This is a genomic window from Methylobacterium sp. Leaf466 (assembly GCF_001425565.1).
In the GTDB taxonomy this organism is placed as follows: Bacteria; Pseudomonadota; Alphaproteobacteria; order Rhizobiales; family Beijerinckiaceae; genus Methylobacterium.
The window spans coordinates 222,057-241,809 of sequence record NZ_LMRC01000012.1 but is presented as its reverse complement, the minus strand read 5'-3'; the positions used below and the strand labels follow the sequence as shown (position 1 = coordinate 241,809).

General features: G+C 67.9%; 16 protein-coding genes and 1 tRNA gene. 3 read left to right on the top strand and 14 right to left on the bottom strand.

Going from position 1 to position 19,753, the window contains the following annotated elements:
- The first annotated feature begins 55 nt into the window (after nucleotides 1-55).
- Nucleotides 56-802: a YebC/PmpR family DNA-binding transcriptional regulator gene (locus ASG59_RS07415; RefSeq protein WP_056407803.1), complete on the top strand. Its 747-nt coding sequence runs from the start codon at nucleotides 56-58 to the stop codon at nucleotides 800-802.
- A 55-nt stretch (nucleotides 803-857) separates the two neighbouring features.
- Here ASG59_RS07415 and ASG59_RS07410 read toward each other — a convergent pair whose 3' ends face one another.
- The 8 genes from ASG59_RS07410 to ASG59_RS07395 form a co-directional block, all read right to left on the bottom strand.
- The gene (locus tag ASG59_RS07410; RefSeq protein ID WP_156387697.1) at nucleotides 858-2,978 is read right to left on the bottom strand and encodes a peptidase domain-containing ABC transporter; all 2,121 of its coding nucleotides are present in this window, start codon (nucleotides 2,976-2,978) and stop codon (nucleotides 858-860) included.
- A gap of 7 nt (nucleotides 2,979-2,985) precedes the next feature.
- Nucleotides 2,986-4,278 (bottom strand): HlyD family efflux transporter periplasmic adaptor subunit, encoded by a 1,293-nt coding sequence (locus ASG59_RS07405; RefSeq protein WP_055885822.1) that lies wholly within the window; start codon nucleotides 4,276-4,278, stop codon nucleotides 2,986-2,988.
- Nucleotides 4,275-5,177 (bottom strand): hypothetical protein, encoded by a 903-nt coding sequence (locus ASG59_RS07400; protein WP_055885817.1) that lies wholly within the window; start codon nucleotides 5,175-5,177, stop codon nucleotides 4,275-4,277. The genes ASG59_RS07405 and ASG59_RS07400 overlap by 4 nt, the downstream gene beginning before the upstream one ends.
- Before the next feature lie 139 nt (nucleotides 5,178-5,316).
- Complete coding sequence (locus ASG59_RS21410) at nucleotides 5,317-5,439, bottom strand: hypothetical protein (RefSeq protein WP_274533832.1); 123 nt, start codon at nucleotides 5,437-5,439, stop codon at nucleotides 5,317-5,319.
- 258 nt (nucleotides 5,440-5,697) lie between these two features.
- Nucleotides 5,698-5,853: a hypothetical protein gene (locus tag ASG59_RS20370; protein ID WP_156387695.1), complete on the bottom strand. Its 156-nt coding sequence runs from the start codon at nucleotides 5,851-5,853 to the stop codon at nucleotides 5,698-5,700.
- An 89-nt stretch (nucleotides 5,854-5,942) separates the two neighbouring features.
- Nucleotides 5,943-6,098 carry a hypothetical protein gene (locus ASG59_RS20365; RefSeq protein ID WP_156387694.1) on the bottom strand — a complete coding sequence of 52 codons (156 nt, stop codon included), beginning with the start codon at nucleotides 6,096-6,098 and terminating at the stop codon, nucleotides 5,943-5,945.
- 90 nt (nucleotides 6,099-6,188) lie between these two features.
- Nucleotides 6,189-6,344 carry a hypothetical protein gene (locus ASG59_RS20360; protein ID WP_156387693.1) on the bottom strand — a complete coding sequence of 52 codons (156 nt, stop codon included), beginning with the start codon at nucleotides 6,342-6,344 and terminating at the stop codon, nucleotides 6,189-6,191.
- A gap of 151 nt (nucleotides 6,345-6,495) precedes the next feature.
- Entirely contained in the window at nucleotides 6,496-6,669 is a 174-nt protein-coding gene (locus tag ASG59_RS07395) for a hypothetical protein (protein ID WP_156387692.1), read from the bottom strand.
- 699 nt (nucleotides 6,670-7,368) lie between these two features.
- On the opposite strand from ASG59_RS07395, the gene dnaE reads away from it, so the two are divergent.
- Complete coding sequence (gene dnaE / locus ASG59_RS07390) at nucleotides 7,369-10,866, top strand: DNA polymerase III subunit alpha (RefSeq protein ID WP_056407799.1); 3,498 nt, start codon at nucleotides 7,369-7,371, stop codon at nucleotides 10,864-10,866.
- A gap of 27 nt (nucleotides 10,867-10,893) precedes the next feature.
- Here the strand turns inward: dnaE and ASG59_RS20875 are convergent, their stop codons facing one another.
- The 6 genes from ASG59_RS20875 to ASG59_RS07360 all read right to left on the bottom strand — a co-directional run bounded on the left by ASG59_RS20875 (nucleotide 10,894) and on the right by ASG59_RS07360 (nucleotide 18,030).
- A complete protein-coding gene (locus tag ASG59_RS20875; protein ID WP_200945944.1) occupies nucleotides 10,894-11,367 on the bottom strand; it encodes a hypothetical protein in 474 nt (157 codons plus the stop codon).
- Between the two features lie 96 nt (nucleotides 11,368-11,463).
- Nucleotides 11,464-13,887: an endopeptidase La gene (lon, locus tag ASG59_RS07380; RefSeq protein WP_055885806.1), complete on the bottom strand. Its 2,424-nt coding sequence runs from the start codon at nucleotides 13,885-13,887 to the stop codon at nucleotides 11,464-11,466.
- A gap of 253 nt (nucleotides 13,888-14,140) precedes the next feature.
- Nucleotides 14,141-15,412 (bottom strand): ATP-dependent Clp protease ATP-binding subunit ClpX, encoded by a 1,272-nt coding sequence (gene clpX, locus ASG59_RS07375; RefSeq protein ID WP_055885803.1) that lies wholly within the window; start codon nucleotides 15,410-15,412, stop codon nucleotides 14,141-14,143.
- A 197-nt stretch (nucleotides 15,413-15,609) separates the two neighbouring features.
- Nucleotides 15,610-16,236, bottom strand: coding sequence for an ATP-dependent Clp protease proteolytic subunit (locus ASG59_RS07370; protein WP_055885801.1), 627 nt, complete (start codon nucleotides 16,234-16,236; stop codon nucleotides 15,610-15,612).
- Nucleotides 16,237-16,371: 135 nt separating this feature from the next.
- Nucleotides 16,372-17,769, bottom strand: coding sequence for a trigger factor (tig, locus tag ASG59_RS07365; protein ID WP_056407796.1), 1,398 nt, complete (start codon nucleotides 17,767-17,769; stop codon nucleotides 16,372-16,374).
- A gap of 175 nt (nucleotides 17,770-17,944) precedes the next feature.
- Nucleotides 17,945-18,030: transfer RNA gene (locus tag ASG59_RS07360), tRNA-Leu, on the bottom strand.
- A 174-nt stretch (nucleotides 18,031-18,204) separates the two neighbouring features.
- Between ASG59_RS07360 and ASG59_RS07355 the strand changes: the two genes are divergently transcribed.
- Entirely contained in the window at nucleotides 18,205-19,647 is a 1,443-nt protein-coding gene (locus ASG59_RS07355) for a multicopper oxidase family protein (RefSeq protein WP_056407794.1), read from the top strand.
- Nucleotides 19,648-19,753: the final 106 nt, after the last annotated feature.

Here is a 19,753-nt window from a genome sequence, read left to right as displayed (position 1 = left end):
CGCGATCCCGAGACGCGCATTCATAGACGCGCATTCCGCAGACGAAGGTCACGCCATGGCCGGCCATTCCCAGTTCAAGAACATCATGCACCGCAAGGGCCGCGTCGACGCGGTCCGCTCGAAGCTGTTCGGCAAGCTCGCCCGCGAGATCACCGTGGCGGCCAAGCTCGGCCTGCCCGACCCGGCCATGAACGCGCGCCTGCGCGCCGCCATCATCGCGGCCCGCGCCGAGAACGTCCCCAAGGACAACATCGACCGCGCCATCAAGAAGGCCAGCGGGGCGGACGCCGAGACCTACGACGAGGTTCGCTACGAGGGCTACGGCCCGGGCGGGGCCGCGCTCATCGTGGAGGCGCAGACCGACAACCGCAACCGCACGGCCAGCGACGTCCGCTCGGCCTTCACCAAGGCCGGCGGCAACCTCGCCGAGACCGGGGCCGTCGCCTTCCTGTTCGACCATGTCGGCCTGATCGCTTTCGGCCCCGAGGTCGCCGACGCCGAGGCGATGCTGGAGGCGGCGATCGAGGCGGGCGCCGACGACGTGCGCTCGGACGCGGACGGCCACGAGGTCACCTGCGCGCAGGATTCCTACGGCGAGGTCTCGAAGGCCCTCGAAGCCCGCTTCGGCGAGCCGCGCCGCACCACCCTGGTGTGGAAGGCGCAGGCCCCCATCGCTGTGGACGACGAGACCGGCGAGAAGCTGCTCCGCCTCGTCGAGGTGATCGAGGACCAGGACGACGTCCAGAACGTCTACGTCAACTTCACGCTTTCGGACGCCCTCATGGCCAAGCTCGAGGCATAACCGCCGGTCTGGGTCGATCCCGGGCGGCAGGATCGATCCCAGGTGGCAGGATCGGTCAGGCGCTGAGCGCCACGGGCGTGCGATGGACCTCCACGAGGCGGCCGTCCTGGACCCGGAAGGCGCGGTCGACCTGGTCGAGCAGCATCTCCGAATGTGTCACGAAGATCTTGGCCGCCGGAACCCGCTTCAGTCCCTCCACCAGGGCGAGTTCGGTGGCCGGATCGAGGTTGGCGGTGACCTCGTCGAGGAGCAGCAGGCGCGGCGAGCGGCAGAGCGCGCGGGCCAGCAGCAGCCGGCGGCGCTGGCCGGTGGAGAGGATGCTCGATTCCTCCGACACCAGGGTGGCGAAGCCCTGCGGTAGCCGCTCGATCTCCTCGGCGAGGCCGACGCAGTCGAGGGCCTTGACCATGGCCGCCTTGGTCACGTCGGGATCGAACATCGCGAGGTTGTCGGCCACCGTTCCGGCGAAGACGCCGTCGTCGGCGAAGACCGCCCCGAGGTTGGCCCTGAACTCGCGCTTGCCGAACTGGCTGATCGGCTGGCCGTCGATGAGCAGGCGCCCTTCGGCCGGTTCGTGCAGGCTCGCGATGATCTTGAGGAGCGAGGACTTGCCCGAGCCCGAGAGGCCGAGGATCGCGATCGACTCCTTGCGTTCGAGGTCGATGGAGAGGTTCACGTTCTCGAGGAGCGGCCGGTCGGCCCGGCCGAACCGGACCATGACGTTCTCCAGGCTCACGGTGCGCCGGATGCGCCGGTCAACGGCGGCGGCATCGGCGTGGGGCTCGGCCTCCTGCCCGATGACGTCGTCGAGGCGCTTGAAGTGGACCTTCATGATCGAGAACTGCAAGAGGTTGGTGGCGAGCAGGTTCACGATCTCGAAGAAGTGGTTCCGCAGGGCGAAGAAGGCGTAGAGCATGCCCACCGAGAGCGTGCTCTTCATGACGCCGGTGACGCCCATGTAGAGGGTCAGCACCGTGCTGAGCACGATGGCGATGTGGATGAACAGCTCGGTGGCGATGGCCGCCTTGCGCGCCTGGAAGTCGGTGTTGGCGAAGCGCACGAAACTCTCGAACCAGCGCATGGTGAAGAGTTCGGAGGTGTTGTGCGCCTTCAGGGTCTGGATCCGCCGCAACCCGTCGATCAGGAGCGAGCGCTCCTGGGAATGGGCGTCGAGGGAGGCGTCGGTGTAGCGGCGCAGGGCCGGGAACGAGACGAAGCGCAGGGCGAGCACCGCCACCAGGGTCAGGAGCGAGACCATGGTCATCGCCGGCGAGTAGTAGAACATCAGCCCGACGATCAGGATCGACATCAGCGCGTCGGCCACGGAGGCGACGAGGCCGCCCACGAGACTCGCCTTGACGTGCTCGATCGAATCCAGCCGCACCACGAAGTCGCCGGGATGGCGCGACTCGAAGAACTTCAGCGGCAGCCGCATGGCATGGCCGACGACGTTGCGGGTGAAGGCGATCTGCAGGAGGATCGACGAGCGCAGGGTGATGTAGTCGCGCAGGCCCTTGGCGATGGCCTCGAACACCAGGAAGAACCCGAGGCCGATGGTGAGCACGGCCAGGAGATCGAGGTCGGTCTGCGGGATCACCGTGTCGAGGGCGATCTCCAAGAGGATCGGGGTCGAGAGCGACAGGAGCCCGATCGCCAGGGACACGATGGTGACCTGGCTCAGGACGTTGCCGAGGCCGCGGATCGAACGGAACAGCTCGAAGAAGCTCGTGGCCGACTTCGACTCGACCTTGCTGAAGTCGATGCGCGGTTCGAACTCGAGGGCGACGCCGGAGAAGTACCGCTCCATGTCGGCGCGCTGGTAGAGGCGCAGGCCGAACTGCGGGTCCATGACGTGGAAGGTGTCGCCGACGATGCGCTCCAGCACCACGAAGTGGTTGCCCTGCCAGTGCAGCAGCGCCGGCAGCGACAGGTTGGCGAGTTCGCCGACGTTGGCGAGGCCGTAGCCCTGCGCGTCGAGGGAGAGGGCGCCGGCCACCTCGACGATGTTGGCCAGGGTCATCCCGCTGCGCGAGAGCGGGAACAGGGTGCGCATGTAGGTGAGGTCGACGTCGTGGCGATGATAGTTGGCGATCATCGCGAGGCAGGCGAGGCCGCACTCGTTGGCCTCGCTCTGCAGGATCGGCTTGACGGCCCGGCGCCGATTCAGGAACGACATGGTCCGATCAGCCCCGTCCGCGCATGGCCCGGATCGGGTCGAGGACCCAATCGATCAGGCGCCTGCGCTCGATCACGATATCCGCCGAGAGGGTGGAGCCGAGGGCGATGGTCTCGTCCCGGCCGTAGGCGTGGATCACCTTGGTCTCGGGCCTCACCTCGACGCGGAACACCGACTGCTGGGCCGAGGCCGTGGCCGCCGCGGGGCGCCCGTCGGCCATGCCGTCCTTTTCCGAGGTGACGGTGGGCGCCTTGATCGGCGAGGAGGCGATGGCGGTGATGGTGCCGTGCGAGACGCCGAAGACCTTGAAGGGGAAGGCGTCGTACTTGAGGACGACGCGCTGGCCGACCTTGGCGAGGCCGATGGCACGCGATGGCACCTCGAGCACCACCACCGGCTCGGCGGCGGGATCGCCGACCACGGCGACGACCTGGTCGGACTGGACCGCGGCTCCGGTCTCCGCGAGCAGGCTCGCCACCTGGCCGGCGAAGGGCGCCAGCACCTGGATCTCGGATTGGGCCTGGGTGCCGGCAAGCTGGGCCTCGATCAGGCTGAGCTCGCTGGCGATGGTGGACAACTGCCCCTGCTTCTCCAGGACGAGCTGCTGGAGGGTGCGCACGCGCTCGGTGCTCTGCTGGGTCAACTCGGCCCGGCGCACCCGGATCTCCGAGAGCTGGCGGGCGTAGTCGAAGGCGGTGCGCTCGTAGCTGTTGAGCGCGTCGCGGGTGGCGTAGCCCGCGGTCATGTACTGGCGGACCCGGCGCACCATCTGCTCCTGGCGCTCGAGGGCCCGGCGGATCGCGTCCTCGTTCTGGATCGTCGCCTTGATGACGCTGTCGAGGGTCTGGGTGAGCTGGCTGCTGTCGCCCGCGCTGGAATCGAGGAAGCTCGTCAGGCGCGCCTGGCTGGCCAGCAGGTTGTCCCGCTTCTGGCGCAGGCTCGCGGCGGCGGCGCCGACGGTGGAGACGCCGTTACTGGTGACTTCGCGCAGGCGGATCGTCATGATCGGCTGGCCGGCCGCCACCATCCCGCCCTGGGGGACGTGGATCGTCTTGACCACGCCGTTGACCTGCGCATCGAGGCGCGACAGCCCCGACGAGGCCGAGGTGTAGCCGCGCACGGCCTCGGTGCGTGCGAAATGCCCGAACGTCATCACCATGACGAGGACGACCACGAGGGCGCCGCACAGCATCGCGAGCCAGGTCGTGCCCCTGTCCTGGCGGACGTGGATCGATGAGCCCAGGGCCCTGGCGGCACCGCCGAGGGACGGTGCCGGCGCGTCGGGGGCGGCGGAGGTCATTCGGCGGCATCCGTGGCGAGATCGGGCAGGGGGGCGAATTCGGACAGGCGCGGCCAGAAGTGCCATTGCCCGGGTGCGCGCAGGATCGCCGTCTCCACGTGGCGGGAGACGAGGCCGGCGATGCGCAGCCGCTCGGCGCGGCCGACGTCGACCACCTCGAAGGCGCGGCCCACGTGCACGGTGTCGCCGCTCAGCGACGAGGTGACGGCGAGCGGCACGACGGTGGCGTTGGCGACCCGCGCCAGCGAATCGATCCCCAACGCCAGTCGCATCGGCCGGCCGAGGAGCTCGACGTCGATCGGGCCGCCGTAGCTCGGAGGCAGGTCGACGAAATAGATCACGACGGCGCCCTGGCGCACGAACCGCACCGCCTCGGCATAGCTCGCCTTGTCGGAGACCTGCAGGAACCGCATCTCGATGCCGATCTCGCGGATGCGCTCCATCACCCGGGTATCGGCCTCGTGGTCCTCTCGCGCCCGCAGGATCAGCATCCGCCGTCCGGGAAAGAACGTCCTCATGGTGGCCGCGAGGCCGAAGACGTAGTTACCCATGTGAAGGGGGGCCAGGATGACCGGATTGCCCGATGCCGCCGTGCGGGTGAGGATGCCGGCACCCTCCGTCACCACCCGGCGCGAATCGGCGATCAGCTGGTCGGTGCTGCGCACCAGCAGCGCCAGCCATTCGAGTTCGGTGAGGGTGTCGTGAAAGGCGATCTCGCGGTCGAGCCGCTTGGCGTCACGGGTGCCCAACCGCAGGGTGTGGCGCAGGAGGCCGTGGAGATCGAAGTCGGCCTTGCGTCCCGCGATCCTGCCGGCGGTCCAGACCGCACGCAGGGCGTGCCGCCGCGCCGCGAGGGGCAGGCTGGCAATGCGTCGTGAGAGGGCAGGAATGTCGTCCATGATGGCGACATGCCTAGCCTAACGGGCTTTGCGACAGGTTAAGGCGGCGCCCGGCGCAACCCTCGCGTTGCAACCGGACGCCGCCGATTCGAGATCGGTGCGTGCGGGTCCGCCGACCCGCACGCGAGGGAATGCGAGGTCAGGACTTGTCCTTGCCCTTGCCGCCCTTGCCATGACCCTTGTCGTGGCCATGACCGTGGCCGTAGTCCTTGCCACCGCCGCCGGACACGGTCTGCAGGGTCTTCAGATCGAGCTTGCGCATGTCATCACTCCTGGGGCTAAACGGCGTTAACACATCGTTAACTCCACCCTCTTGATGACCGACGATTCGTGCCCTGTCGAGATCATGCGACGGACGATACAGGGCCTTATTGCTACTTAAGTAATATAAGTCTGAACTCTATTGAGTGTCGCGCGCTCGACATTGCTCTCACCAAGACGGGAAGGCGGTGTCGGCAGACGGCCTCGGTGTCGATCGGTCCGGGGGCCGGAGCCTCGACCGGACCGGTCTCGGTGCCGATCAGGACTTCTTCGACGAGCCGCTGTTCGAGCTCTGGTTCGAGGTGTTGCCGTAATAGACGGTGTTGCCGTTGCCGTTGATGGCGACGCCGTGATTGGTCGCCTGAGCGGCGCCGCCCGAGATCGCGGTCAGGGTGGTGAGGTCGAGCTTGGTCATCGGTCCGATATCCTGAGTTGTGAGGGAGGGAGGAAAGGGCGCCCGTGGTCCGGGTGCCCGGCAGAGGTCGGATCGCGGCTAAGCGCGGATCAGCACTTCTTCGACGAACCCTTGTTCGAGCTCTGGTTCGCGGTGTTGCCGTAATAGACGGTGTTGCCGTCACCGTTGATGGCGACGCCGCCGTTGCTGGCCTGCGCGGCGCCGCCGGAAATCGCGGTCATGGTGGTGAGGTCGAGCTTCGTCATCGGTCCGGTACCCTGGCTGTGAGAGGGGGAGATCGAGGGGCGCCCGTGGGCCGGGCGCCCGGGAGACGTCGGATCGCGCTGAAGCGCGGATCAGGACTTCTTCGACGAGCCGCTGTTGGAGCTCTGGTTCGAGGTGTTGCCGTAATAGACGGTGTTGCCGTTGCCGTTGATGGCGACGCCACCGTTGGTGGCCTGGGCGGCGCCGCCCGAGATCGTGGTCATGCTGGTGAGGTCGAGCTTCGTCATGGCGTTGTCTCCGCGGAATGGGTCATTGAAAAAGGATGGGGGTTCGTCCCGAGGCCGAGCCGTCGTCGACGGTTCACGTCGACGAGGCCGGCCGGTCAAGGGCGTGTCGAGCGGTCGGTCGCGGGGAGCAAAACCACGCGACCTGTCCTGATCAGGACTTCTTCGACGAGCCGCTGTTCGAGCTCTGGTTCGAGGTGTTGCCGTAATAGACGGTGTTGCCGTTGCCATTGATGGCGACGCCGCCGTTGCTGGCCTGGGCGCCACCGCCGCCGGCATAACCACCGCCCGAGATCGCGGTCATGGTGGTGAGATCGAGCTTCGTCATGGTCATCTTCCCGTTCGTCTGTCGAAGTCAGCGCCGCGCCAGCTCCGTGACGCCTTATTGCTACGTTTTTCAGTGTTCGTCTACGACAAATGCGACGTTACGCATTCTATGATTAATCTACCTAAGTACATCGAGAATTCGACTACGCAGTTCAGGCTCTGACAAGGTTAACGCGTCCGCGCCAGTCTGTTGAGGTCGCGCATTCATGCCTGGGCAGGGCGGCCCGTCTTCGGTCGCGTGGATATCGGCGGACAAGCTCCACGACGGCCGCCGCCCGCGCGGAGCTGCAGGCAGGGAAGGGAAGGGCAGGAAAGGACCGACGCTCATAAACTCTTCACCCTGTCGCAAGCGCCGGACACATCCCCGCTTTACACAGAACAAAACAGGAACAAAGATCGCGGGATCACCCGAAGGAGCGACGACGATGATCAAGCGCACGATCGTGACCGGCATGGTCGAGTTCACGGCCTTCGGGCTGCTCGCCGGTGCGCTGGCGGCGTGGGCGGTGGCGCTCGCGCCCCTGCGTTGAGCGCGCGCCGCTCCGGTGCCGACCCGTCCTCTCCCGTCGGCGGATCACGCCTGGACCGGGCTGCGCGATCCGTGGCGGCGAAGGCACAGCCGGGCTCCGTTCCACAGGCAATCGCAGGACCGGTGCCGGTGGTGGGTAGACGGGTAAGGACGACTCGCGATCCTGGCGCCATGACGCTCAAAGATCCCGGCTTCGTCCATCTCCACGTCCATTCCTCGTTCTCCCTGCTCGAAGGGGCCCTGAAGGTCGGCGACCTCGTCAAGGCCGCAGCGGCTGACCGGCAGCCCGCCCTGGCGCTCACCGACACCAACAACCTGTTCGGGGCCCTGGAATTCTCGGAGAAGGCGGCGGGCCTGGGCATCCAGCCGATCGCCGGCCTGCACCTGTCGGTCGCCTTCGAGTCCCCCGACCCGATGGCGCGGGTGGCCCATGTCCCGGCGAGCACCGTGGTCGTCCTCGCCCAGGACGAGCGCGGCTACGGCAACCTGCTGCGGCTGGCGAGCCGGGCCTATTTCGACGGCCCCCTCGGAGAACCGCCCCGGATCGCCGCCCAGGCCCTCACCGAGGCCAGCGGCGGGCTGATCGCGCTCACGGGAGGCCCGTCCGGCCCCCTCGACACCGCCCTGCGGGCCGGGCGCAGCGAACTCGCCGCCAGGCGCCTGGAACGGCTCGTCGGGGCGTTCGGCCAGGACAACCTCTATGTGGAGATCCAGCGCCATGGGCTCGACGAGGAGCGGATGGTCGAGCGCGAACTCATCCGCCTCGCCGACGGCCACGGCCTGGGGATCGTGGCCTCGAACGAGCCGTTCTTCGGCAAAGCCGACGACTACGCCGCCCACGATGCGCTGCTGGCCATCGCCGAGGGCCGCCTCGTCTCCGACGAGCGCCGCCGCCGGCTGACGCCGCGGCACGCCTTCACGACCCGGGCCGAGATGGCACGCCTGTTCCACGACCTGCCGGACGCGCTCGCCGCCAGCGTCGAGATCGCCATGCGCTGCGCCTACCGGGTCCGTACCCGCAAGCCGATCCTCCCGAACTTCGCCCGCGTCCAGGCCGAGGCCGTCGCCGGCGACGCGACCGACGACGTCGGCATCTCCGGGGTGGCCTCGGAGCCGGACGAGCTGCGGCGCCAGGCCGAGGCCGGCCTCGACCTGCGCCTGGCCGCCCACGGCCCGGCACCCGGCATGACCGAGCAGGTCTACCGCGAGCGCCTCGCCTTCGAGCTCGACGTCATCGTCGGCATGAAGTTTCCCGGCTACTTCCTGATCGTGTCCGACTTCATCAAATGGGCCAAGGACCACGACATCCCCGTCGGACCCGGCCGCGGCTCGGGCGCGGGCTCGCTCGTGGCCTACGCGCTCCTGATCACCGACCTCGACCCGCTTCGGTTCGGCCTTCTGTTCGAGCGCTTCCTCAACCCCGAGCGCGTCTCGATGCCGGATTTCGACATCGACTTCTGCGTCGAGGGGCGCGAGCGCGTGATCCAGTACGTGCAGGAGCGCTACGGCGAGCCTCAGGTCGCCCAGATCATCACCTTCGGCACCCTGCAGGCGCGTGGCGTGCTGCGCGACGTCGGGCGCGTGCTGGAGATGCCCTATGGGCAGGTCGACAAGCTGACCAAGCTGGTGCCGCAGAACCCGGCCAATCCCGTCACCCTGACCCAGGCGATCGAGGGCGAGCCCAAGCTGCAGGCCGCCATGGAGGAGGAGCCGGTGGTGGCCCGCCTCATGGGGATCGCCAAGAAGCTGGAGGGCCTGCACCGCCACGCCTCGACCCACGCCGCCGGCGTGGTGATCGGCGACCGGCCGATCGAGGCCCTGGTGCCGCTCTACCGCGATCCCAAGACCGGCATGCGGGTGACCCAGTTCAACATGAAGTGGGTCGAGGCCGCCGGCCTCGTCAAGTTCGATTTCCTGGGCCTGAAGACCCTGACGATGCTGCGCTGCTGCACCGATCTGCTCAAGCAGCGCGGCATCCACGTCGATCTCGCATCGCTGCCGCTGGATGACCCCAAGACCTACGAGCCGATGAAGCGCGGCGAGACGGTGGGCGTGTTCCAGGTGGAATCGGCCGGCATGCGCAAGGCGCTCGTGGAGATGCAGGCCGACCGCTTCGAGGACATCATCGCGCTGGTGGCACTCTACCGGCCGGGCCCGATGGCCAACATCCCGGTCTATTGCGAGCGCAAGCTCGGTCGCGACGCCGGCAACGAGGCCGCCTGGTATCCCCACCCCAAGCTCGAGCCGATCCTGGCCGAGACCTTCGGCATCATCGTCTACCAGGAGCAGGTGATGGAGGTGGCCAAGGTGCTGGCCGGCTACTCGCTCGGCGACGCCGACATGCTCCGCCGCGCCATGGGCAAGAAGATCAAGGCCGAGATGGACGCCCAGCGCGACCGCTTCGTTGAGGGCTCGGTGGAGCGCGGCCTGACGGAGTCGAAAGCCAACGAGATCTTCGACCTTCTCGCCAAGTTCGCCGACTACGGCTTCAACAAGAGCCATGCCGCGGCCTACGCCCTCCTGACCTACCAGACCGCCTATCTCAAGGCGAACCATCCGGTCGAATTCCTGGCCGCGGCGATGCAGCTCGACATCGACGTCACCGACAAGCTCGCCGAGTTCCGCCAGGATGCCCAGCGCCTGAAGATCACGGTGGAACCGCCGTCGATCAACACCTCGGGCGTCGGCTTCGAGGTCCACGACGGGCGTATTCGCTACGCCCTGGCGGCGATCAAGGGCGTCGGGCGAGCCGCCGTGGAAGCCCTCGTGGCGGCCCGCGGCGACAAACCCTTCTGCGACCTCGCCTGCCTCGCCCGGCGGCTCAACCCGCGCCACGTCAACAAGCGCACCCTGGAGAACCTGGTGGCCGCAGGCGCCCTCGATCCGATCGAGGTCGACCGGGCGCGGGCGTTCGCCGCGGTGGAGCCGATGATGAAGCTGGCGCAGGGGGCGGCCGAGGCCGAGAGCACCGGCATCGCCGACATGTTCGGCGGGGTCGTCGCGCTGGGCATCGAACTGCGGGTACCGCCCTACGAGCCGTGGCCGATGGCGGAGACCCTCAAGAAGGAATACGAGGCCATCGGCTTCTTCCTGTCCGGCCACCCCCTCGACGAGTACGGCGCGCTCCTCGAAAAGCTGCGGGTGCAGACCTGGGCCGAGTTCGGCAAGGGCGTGCGGGCCGGCACCACGAGCGTCGCCAAGGTCGCGGCCTCGGTGCTCGACCGGTCCGAGCGCCGCACCAAGAGCGGCAACAAGCTCGGGATCGTGACGCTCTCGGACCAGACCGGCCACTTCGAGGCGATCATCTTCCAGGAGGGGCTGAACCAGTTCCGCGAGATCCTGGAGCCGGGCCGACCCCTCGTTCTGCAGTTGCAGGCCAACCTCGAGGGCGACGACGTGCGCGCCCGCATCCTCTCGGCCGAACCCCTCGACGAGGCGGTGGCCCGCCACCAGAAGGGCATGCGGGTCTACCTGCGCGACGAACGCCCGCTCGGCAGCGTGCACCAGCGCCTGCAGGTGCGCGGCGAGGGCGAGGTCTCGTTGATCCTCATCCTCGACGGCGGCGAACGCGAGGTCGAGGTCAAGCTGCCGGGCAAATATCAGGCGACACCACAGATCGCCGGGGCGCTGCGGGCGGTGCCGGGGGTCGTGCAGGTGGAGGTGAACTGAGCGCCAGCGCCGGCCGGGGGGCGTCCGTTAGGACCGGGCCGCGTTCCCGAGGGTCTCCAACTCCGGGAACGGCTCCGTCCGGTACCCTTCGCAGACCTCGACCTCGTCCTCGACCACCTTCAGCACGCCGCCCTCGTCGCGAATCACGACCTTGGGGCGCTCGCCGTTATCGAAGCTGCGGCCCTTCATCCGGCTCGACACGCAATAGAGCGTACGCCCGCCGTCCTCGAACGGGCCGGAGAGGCGGCTCTTTTCGAAGCGAACGGGAATGACGGAGATCGCCCCGAAATCGGTCTGGCGCAGGGCCAGCGCCGCCACGCGCTCGCGCAGGGTCGCGGTCGGCGAGGGCGGTGGCGGCCCCGTCCCGCTGCAGGCGGACACAAAGAGACCCAGCGTGATCGGCACATGTCGCAAACGCCATCGGGACCGCATCGAAACCTCGCCGCTTGGCGGACGACGATAGCGGTACGCCCGCTTTGCGGGAATACGGATCGACGACACAACCGCGTTCCTTCTTTGGAAATCGGAGTGCCATGAGAAAACGGCGGCCCCCGTGGGAGCCGCCGCTATCATCGTCCCGTCGATGGTCGCGGCGTGTCAGTGCGCCACCACGATCGCCCCGTCGTCGTCCGCCACCACCGGCTTGACCGCCGGCAACGGCTCGTCCCACTCGATCGCCTCGGGCACACGCACCAGGGCGTGCTTGAGCACCTGATCCATCCGCGACACCGGGATGATCTCCAACCCGTTCTTCACGCTGTCGGGCACCTCGGCGATGTCCTTGGCGTTCTCCTCGGGGATCAGCACCGTCTTGATGCCGCCGCGGAGAGCCGCGAGCAGCTTCTCCTTGAGGCCGCCGATCGGCAGCACCCGACCGCGCAGGGTCACTTCACCCGTCATCGCCACGTCGCGGCGCACGGCGATCCCCGTCATCGTCGAGATGATGGCGGTGGCCATGCCGATACCGGCGGAGGGACCGTCCTTCGGGGTCGCCCCCTCGGGAACGTGGACGTGGATGTCGCGACGGTCGAACAGCGGCGGTTCGATGCCGAAGTCGACAGCCCGCGAGCGGACGTAGCTCGCCGCGGCCGAGATCGACTCCTTCATCACGTCGCGCAGGTTCCCCGTCACCGTCATCTTGCCCTTGCCGGGCATCATGACGCCTTCGATCGTCAGCAGTTCGCCGCCGACCTCGGTCCAGGCCAGACCGGTCACCAGACCGACCTGATCCTCCTCGTCGATCTCGCCGTAGCGGAACTTCGGAGGACCGAGGAACACCGGCAGGGTCTCCTCGGTGACGGCCACGGCCTTCACCTTGGTGATCAGGATTTCCTTGACCGCCTTGCGGATCAGGTTCGACAGCTCGCGCTCGAGGTTGCGCACGCCGGCTTCGCGGGTGTAGCGGCGAATCAGCATCAGGAGCGATGCGTCGTCGATCTGCCATTCCTTGACGTCGAGGCCGTGCTTCTTGAGCGCGCTCGGGATCAGGTGCTTGCGCCCGATCTCGACCTTTTCCTCCTCGGTGTAGCCGGCGATACGGATCACCTCCATGCGGTCCATCAAGGGCGCAGGGATGTTGAGCGTATTGGCCGTCGTCACGAACATGACGTTCGAGAGATCGTAGTCGACCTCCAGGTAGTGGTCGTTGAAGGTCGAGTTCTGCTCGGGGTCCAGGACTTCGAGCAAAGCCGCCGACGGATCACCACGGAAGTCCATGCCCATCTTGTCGATCTCGTCGAGCAGGATGAGGGGGTTGGACGTCTTGGCCTTGCGCATCGACTGCACGATCTTGCCGGGCATCGAACCGATGTAGGTCCGGCGGTGACCGCGGATCTCGGCCTCGTCGCGCACGCCGCCCAAGGACATCCGCACGAACTCACGGCCGGTCGCCTTGGCGATCGACTTGCCGAGCGAGGTCTTGCCCACGCCGGGTGGGCCGACGAGGCAGAGAATCGGGCCGGTGAGCTTGTTGGCCCGCTGCTGCACGGCCAGGTACTCGACGATCCGCTCCTTGACCTTGTCGAGGCCGAAGTGGTCGTTGTCGAGCATGCCCTGGGCGCCGAGCAGGTCCTTCTTGATCTTGGACCGCTTGCCCCACGGGATGCCGAGCATCCAGTCGAGGTAGTTGCGTACCACCGTCGCCTCGGCCGACATCGGCGACATCTGGCGCAGCTTCTTCAGCTCGGCCACCGCCTTCTCGCGGGCTTCCTTGGTGAACTTGGTCTTCTCGATCTTGTCTTCGAGCTCGGCGAGCTCGTCGCGACCGTCCTCGTCGCCGAGCTCCTTCTGGATCGCCTTCATCTGCTCGTTGAGGTAGTACTCGCGCTGGGTCTTCTCCATCTGCCGCTTGACGCGGGTCCGGATGCGCTTCTCCACCTGCAGAACCGAGATCTCGCTCTCCATCAGCGACAGCACGCGCTCGAGGCGCTGCGCCACCGTCGGGATCTCGAGGATCGCCTGCTTGTCGGCGATCTTGACGGCCAGATGCGAGCCGACGGTGTCGGCGAGCTTCGAGGGCTCGTCGATCTGCGTCACGGCCGAGACGACCTCGGGCGAGATCTTCTTGTTGAGCTTCACGTAGTTCTCGAACTCCGAGATCACGGAGCGGGCCAGGGCCTCTGCCTCGACGCGATCGCCGAGCTCGTCGGTCAATGTCTCGGCCTCCGCCTCGTAATAGGCGTCCGACTTGCTGAAGCGGGTGATCTGGGCGCGTCCGGCGCCCTCGACCAACACCTTCACGGTGCCGTCGGGCAGCTTGAGAAGCTGGAGCACGCTGGCCAGGGTGCCGATCTTGTAGATCGCGTCGGTGGCCGGATCGTCGTCGCTGGCGTTGATCTGCGTGGCGAGCAGGATATGGCGATCGGTGCGAACCGCCTCCTCCAGGGCACGGATCGACTTCTCGCGGCCGACGAAGAGCGGCACGATCATATGCGGGAAAACGACGATGTCTCGCAGGGGCAGGACGGCATAGGTGCCCGTCGAGCCCGGGACCACCGGCTGGCGCGATTTCGATTGGGTCATAAAGGACTTCCTCATGATTGACGCCGGGCAGCCGCCTCTCAATGAGGAGCAAGCAACCTGCCAGGGGCCGACCGGGCCGCGAGGGGGTCGGAAGCAACGGAGACGATGCGGCTGGCGGCGCGGCACCGGACCCCAGACAGTGGGCGTGCGGCCATCGCGCTAGGCTTCAAATGGTCCCTGCGGCGAGGGTCTTCAAGCGGCCCGCCGGCCTGCCGGCCCCTCATGCGACAAGGGGGCCGGCTCGGGATCGCCCTCAGGCGCTGACGCTGGCGGGCACGTCCTTGTTGCGGTCACCGTGGATGTAGAGCGGGCGAGACTTGCCCTCCACCACCTCGGGGCCGATCACCACCTGCTCCACGGAATCGAGGCCGGGCAGGTCGTACATCGTCTCGAGCAGGATGGTCTCCAGGATCGAGCGCAGGCCGCGCGCACCGGTCTTCCGCTCGATCGCCTTGCGGGCGACCATGGAGAGGGCCTCGTCCTGGAAGGTCAGGTCGACGTTCTCCATCTCGAACAGGCGCTGGTACTGCTTCACGAGCGCGTTCTTGGGCTCCTGCAGGATGCGCTTGAGGGCGACCTCGTCGAGGTCCTCCAGCGTCGCGAGCACCGGCAGACGACCCACGAACTCGGGGATCAGGCCGAACTTCAGCAGGTCCTCGGGCTCGACATTCCGGAAGATCTCGCCGGTCCGGCGGTCGTCAGGGGCCTGCACGGTCGCGCCGAAGCCGATCGAGGTGCCCTTGCCGCGCGCCGAGATGATGCGCTCCAGCCCGGCGAAGGCGCCGCCGCAGATGAAGAGGATGTTAGTGGTGTCGACCTGCAGGAACTCCTGCTGCGGGTGCTTGCGGCCGCCCTGCGGAGGCACGGAGGCGACGGTGCCCTCCATGATCTTCAGGAGGGCCTGCTGCACGCCCTCGCCGGACACGTCGCGGGTGATCGAGGGGTTGTCTGACTTGCGGCTGATCTTGTCGATCTCGTCGATGTAGACGATGCCGCGCTGCGCCCGCTCGACGTTGTAGTCGGAGGCCTGGAGCAGCTTCAGGATGATGTTCTCGACGTCCTCACCGACGTAGCCGGCCTCGGTCAGCGTCGTCGCGTCCGCCATCGTGAAGGGCACGTCGAGGATGCGGGCGAGTGTCTGGGCGAGCAGAGTCTTACCGGAGCCGGTGGGCCCGATCAGCATGATGTTGGACTTGGCCAGCTCGACGTCGTTGTGCTTCGAGGCGTGGGCGAGGCGCTTGTAGTGGTTGTGCACCGCGACCGAGAGCACCTTCTTGGCGAAATCCTGGCCGATGACGTAGTCGTCGAGGACGCGGCGGATCTCCTTGGGCGTCGGCACGCCGTCGCGCGACTTCACGAGAGAGGACTTCGACTCCTCGCGAATGATGTCCATGCACAGTTCGACACACTCGTCGCAGATGAACACCGTCGGGCCCGCGATCAGCTTGCGGACCTCGTGCTGGCTCTTGCCGCAAAACGAGCAGTACAGCGTGCTCTTCGAGTCGTTGCCGCCAGTCTTGCTCATATCGGTCTCCGATGTGCGGACATGCGGCCAGCCTCCGGCACGCACGGTTCGCTCAGATGTAATGGCATCCGCCTAAAGAAACAGTCACCTGCGCGCTTCTGACGAGAACGTCCCGGCGAGGAGATGCAAGCACGCTGCCGCGGCAGGATCAAGGCGGACCCGCCCGTTCCCGTCGCGGCAAAGGATTACGCCCGGCGTCAGGCGGCGGCCGGCTCGGGACGCTTCTGGATGACCTCGTCGATGAGGCCGAACTCCTTGGCCGCGTCGGCGGTCATGAAGTTGTCGCGCTCCAGCGCCGTCACGATGGTGTCGTAGTCGCGCCCGGTGTGCTTCACATAGATCTCGTTCAGGCGCTTCTTGAGCGCCTCGATCTCGCGGGCGTGAATCAGGATGTCGGTGGCCTGGCCCTGGAAGCCGCCGGAAGGCTGGTGGACCATGATCCGGGCGTTGGGCAGGGCGAAGCGGTGCCCGGGGGCGCCGGCGGTGAGCAGGAGCGAGCCCATGGAGGCGGCCTGGCCGACGCACAGCGTCGTCACCGGGCAACGGATGAACTGCATCGTGTCGTAGATCGAGAGGCCCGAGGTCACCACGCCGCCGGGCGAGTTGATGTAGAAGGAGATCTCCTTCTTGGGGTTCTCGGCCTCGAGGAACAGCAACTGGGCGACGATGAGCGAAGCGCCGTAATCTTCCACCGGGCCGGTGAGGAAGATGATCCGCTCGCGCAGGAGCCGCGAGTAGATGTCGAACGCCCGCTCGCCGCGGCTCGACTGCTCCACCACCATGGGCACGAGCGCGCTGTTATAATAGTCGACCGGATCTCTCATCATCGTGCCCAGGCTCCCAGGGGAATCCGGCCGCGAACCCACTCGCGGACCGGACGTGCAGCGAACAACGGCGACCGTTATGGGCGCCTCAGTTAAAAAATCTGCCCGCAGCCCCTTCGGAGGAGAGCGTCGGGCTCAGTCGGCCTTGTCGGAGGCCGGGGCGGGCTCGGCCTTGCCGTCCGCCTTGTCCTCGTCCTCGTCGGCGAACAGCGTCTCCTTCGAGACGGGCTCCTCGACGAGTTGGACCTGGGCGAGGACATGGTCGACGACCTTCTCCTCGAACAGCGGCGCGCGAAGCTCGGCGAGCGCCTGTGCGTTCTTCCGATAGAAGTCCCAGACCTGCTGCTCCTGCCCCGGGTATTGCCGGATGCGCGCGATCAGGGCCTGGTTCACCTCCTCGTCCGTCACCTTGATATCGGCCGTCTCGCCGACCTGCGCAAGCACCAAGCCGAGACGGACGCGGCGCTCGGCGATGCGGCGGTATTCCGCGGTCGCCTTCTCCTCGGTGGTGCCCTCGTCCTCGAAGGTCTTGCCGCGGGTCTTGAGATCCTGCTCGACCTGGGCCCAGACGGCGGCGAACTCCTGGTGGACGAGGCTCGGCGGCAGGTCGAAGCTGTACTTGCCGTCCAGCGCGTCGAGGAGCTCCTTCTTCAGCTTGCGCCGGGACTGCGCCTCGAAGTCGCTGCCGATGGCGGCGGAGATCGCCTCGCGGAGCTTCTCGAGGGAATCCATGCCGAAGCCCTTGGCGAACGCGTCGTCGAGGGTGACCTCGCCGGGCGCCTGGATGGCGGTGACGGTGACGTCGAACTCGGCGTCCTTGCCGGCCAGGTGCTCGGCGGCGTACTCGGCCGGGAACGAAGCCTTCACGAGCCGCGCCTCGCCGACGGTGGCGCCCACGAGCTGGTCCTCGAAGCCAGGAATGAACTGGCCGGAGCCGAGCTCGAGATCGACGCCCTCGCCGGTGCCGCCCTCGAAGGCGGTGCCGTCGATGCGGCCGACGAAGTCGATGGTGACGCGGTCGCCGGTGGCGGCGGCCTCACCCTCGGCTTTCGGGCTGAACGGCCGGCCCTGGCTCGCCATGCGGCCGATCGCCTCGTCGACCTCGGCCTCGGAAGGCGTGACCACGAGCTTCTTAAGGCTGACGTCGGAGAGGTCGGCGAGCTCGAAGCTCGGCAGCACTTCCAGCGCCACGTTGAAGGCGATGTCGCCCTTGGCGTCGAGGGCGCGCTCCACCACCGACTGCTCGCCGGGGAACTCGATCTTGGGCTCCAGCGCCAGCTTGAGGTTGTTGTCGGTGACGATCCGCTGGTTGGCCTCGTTGACCGCGTTCTGCAGCACGTCGGCCATCACCGAGCGCCCGTAGAGCTTGCGCAGGTGCGCCACGGGCACCTTGCCGGGGCGGAAGCCCTTGATCTGGGCCTTGTCCTTGAGCGTGGACAACTCGCTGTTCAGGCGATCCTCGAGCTCGTGGGCCGCGAAGAGAACCTGAAACTCGCGCTTCAAGCCCTGGGACAGTGTCTCGGTCACCTGCATGGTCGTCTTTCCGCTGTCGTCCGTGTGATCACGCGAATGGGTCTCGCCCGGCCTCGCCCCCGAACCCGGGTCGCGGCGGCCGACGACAGCGAGAAACGCACGGGCCGGTGGTACGACAGTTACGGCAGGCCGGGCCGGCCATCGCTATGAGCCATTCCGTTCCCGACGGCGGGGCTGGTGCGGGCGGAGGGGCTCGAACCCCCACGACTCATCGTCACTGGAACCTAAATCCAGCGCGTCTACCAGTTCCGCCACGCCCGCAAGCGTCCACGCCCGGCGCGCATCCCGCCGCCAGAGCGCGGCTCTATAGCACGCACGATCCGGCCCGCAGCAAAAAACTTGCAGGCCCCCAGGGCCCCGCGCGCCGGCCGTTTGGCGGATCGCGCCGACGCCGTCTACAAGCCAGCCGCATCGCAGACGAGGCCGCGAGGACCCATGCCAGAGAATCGACCCGGCCCGTCCACCGTCGCCGCCCCGTGCGGTCCCTCGCGGCGCGCGGTGCTCGGGGCCGGCGCCCTGGGAGCGGGGCTGGCCGTGTTTCCCTCGGTGGGCGGCGCGCAGCCCGCGACGCCTGCACCCGAGCCGCGCAACCTCGTCGCCGGCCCCCTCAAGGCCCGTCTCAAGCCGGAACCGGCACCCGAGACCGCCCTGTGGGCCTTCGACGGCAAGGCGGCACCGCCGGTGGTGAGGACGCGGCACGGCGAGCCCGTGCGCCTGAAGGTCGAGAACCGGACCGACAAGCCGCTCTCGCTCCATTGGCACGGCGTGCGCAACCGCAACGCCATGGACGGCGTCGGCGGGGTGACGCAGCCGCCGATCGCACCGGGCGCGGACTTCACCTACGCCTTCACGCCCCCCGACGCCGGCACCTTCCTGATGCGGCCCCTCGTGGTCGGCGGATCGAGCGAGCCGTCGGGGCGAGGCCTCGCCGGAATGCTGATCGTCGAGGAGAAGGTCCTGCCCCCGGTCGACCGCGACATCCCCCTGCTGATGCAGGACTGGCGGCTCGACGACCAGGCCGCCCTGCTGGCCTTCGGCCAGACGCCCTTCGCCGCCGCCTCCGGGCGCCTGGGCAACCTCGTCACCGTCAACGGCCGCCCGACGCCCGAGGCGATCGAGGCGCCGCCCAATGCGCGGCTGCGCCTGCGGCTGGCCAACGCCTGCAACGCCCGTGCGACCCGCATCCGCTTCGACGGGCTCAAGGTCTACGTGGTGGCCGTCGACGGCCAGCCCACCGACACCTTCGAGCCCCTGCGCGCGACGCTGCCGTTCGGCCCCGGGACCCGCTACGACCTGCTGGTCGACCTCCCGAGTTCGGCCGTCAGCGGCGCGATCACGGCGCTGATCGGGGAAGGCCTGGCGCTCGCCAGCATCACCACCAGGGGCGAGCCGGTCGCCGGAAACCGCTCTCCGATCGGACCGGTGGGCGTCAACACCCTGCTACCGGCCGAGGTGAAGCTGCAGAACGCGGTGCGGCGCGACATCGCGATCACCGGCGGCGCCAGGATCGACAAGGCCAAGCCCGAGGTCGAGCCGAGCTATTCCGGCGATCCGGCCCGGATCTGGGCGATGAACGGCGTCAGCGGCGCAGCGGGCCAGCCGCCGCTGTTCACCGTCAAGCGCGGTCAGGTGGTGGTCCTGGCCATCAAGAACGAGACGGCCTTCACGCAGGGCCTGCACCTGCACGGCCACGCCTTCCGCCTGCTGCACAACCTCGACGACGGCTGGGAGCCCTATTGGCTCGACACGTTCCAGCTGCCGGAAGGCCGCACCGCCCGCATCGCCTTCCTCGCCGACAATCCCGGGCGCTGGCTGATCAGCGCGGCGGTGCTGGAGCGCTTCGACACCGGGTTGTGGACGTCGTTCGAGGTGGCCTGACGATCCCGGCCGGAACGGCGGCGAGCCTTCGATCGGGCGATCACGAGGCTTGACCGTTCCGGATGCCCGACGCCAATGTCCGCCTGCCGCGCCGGGACGCGGCGGT